Consider the following 1015-nt stretch of genomic DNA (forward strand, 5'->3'; position numbering starts at 1 on the left):
GGGGAGTACGACTTCACGGGCGCCGGGGCGGAGTTCACCCCCGACGCGGCGAGCGCCCTGCGGGCCGCCTGCGCCGCGGCGGACGTGGTCCACGCCCACGGCGTACGGGCCGGGATGCGGGCCGCACTCGCCCTGCGGGGCCGCGGCCGCCGGGCCCCCCTGGTGGTCACCTGGCACGGCACCGCCCCGGACACGGGCCCCCTGGGCCGCCTCGGCCGCCTCCTCGAACGCCACGTGGCCCGGGCCGCGGCGGTCGTCCTGGGCTCCTCCTCCGACCAGGTCGACCTGGCCCGCCGCCGCGGCGCCCGGGACGCCCGCCTCGCGGCGGTCGCCGTCCCGGCCGCACCGGCACCGCCGGACACGGGCAAGACCCGGGCGGAACTGGGCGCGGTGGAACGCCCCCTGGTCATCGCCATCGGCAGCCTCGTCGCCCGCCGCGGCTACTCGTTCCTGCTGGACGCCGCGCGGGCCTGGCGGGACCTGGAACCGGCCCCGCTGCTGCTGATCGCGGGGGAGGGCCCGCTGCGCCCCGAACTGGCCCGACGCATCGAGACGGAAAACCTCCCGGTGCGCCTGCTGGGCCGCCGCCGCGACGCCGACCGCCTCCTGGCGGCGGCCGACGTCGCCGTCCTCCCCAGCCGCTGGGAGGGCCGCTCCCTGCTGGCCCAGGAGGCCCTGCGCGCCGGGGTCGCCCTGGTGGCGACGGAGGTCGGCGGAGTCCCGGAACTCGTCGGCGACGCGGCGGTCCTGGTCCCGTACGGCGACACGGAAGCCCTGGCGGCGGCGGTGGCCGCCCTCCTCCACGACCCGGCCCGCCGCGCCGCCCTGTCCACCGCCGGCCGCGCCCAGGCGGCGACCTGGCCGTCGGAGGACGACACGGTGGCCCAGATCCTCTCGGTCTACGACGAACTGATGGAACGCCGCCGAGCATGACGGTGGTGGCCGGGGTCTGACGGGCGCGGGCCCGGAGAGCGTGCCGGGGGCGAGGTGGTCGGGACTTCGGCGGGGCGGTCTC

The 1015-nt window shown here is 79.3% G+C and carries 1 protein-coding gene; it reads left to right on the forward strand.

Annotation, left to right across the window (positions count from 1 at the left end):
• Nucleotides 1–933, forward strand: a 933-nt coding sequence (locus tag VR44_RS25005) for a glycosyltransferase family 4 protein (RefSeq protein ID WP_045949843.1), incomplete at its 5' end; no start/stop codon positions are given.
• Nucleotides 934–1015 lie beyond the last annotated feature (82 nt).

Origin of the sequence: Streptomyces katrae (assembly GCF_000966975.1) — a bacterium.
Classification (GTDB): Bacteria; Actinomycetota; Actinomycetes; order Streptomycetales; family Streptomycetaceae; genus Streptomyces; species Streptomyces katrae.